Raw genomic sequence first — 252 nt, forward strand, 5'->3', positions numbered from 1 at the left:
TACCCGTACCGATGCGGAAGGCTATATTGAGAAACTGCACATTACCCCTGCCAATGCCCATGAATGCAAACACCTGTCGCCTTTGTTGGAAGGCCTATCCAAAGGTACGACCGTCTATGCCGACAAAGGCTACGACAGTAAGGAAAACAGGCAACATCTGAAAGAGCATCGGCTGATGCGCAAAGCCCACCGCAAACATCCGCTGTCGGAAGCACAAACCAAACGTAACCGATATTTATCAAAAACCCGTTA

At 49.2% G+C, this 252-nt stretch carries 1 protein-coding gene; it reads left to right on the forward strand.

The features are described 5' to 3' along the window. Positions 1-252: transposase (locus tag ACTHSW_RS10925; RefSeq protein ID WP_440373930.1), on the forward strand; the 252-nt coding region annotated here is incomplete at both ends.

The sequence above is a fragment of the Neisseria sp. P0008.S004 genome, assembly GCF_051962755.1.
In the GTDB taxonomy this organism is placed as follows: Bacteria; Pseudomonadota; Gammaproteobacteria; order Burkholderiales; family Neisseriaceae; genus Neisseria; species Neisseria subflava_A.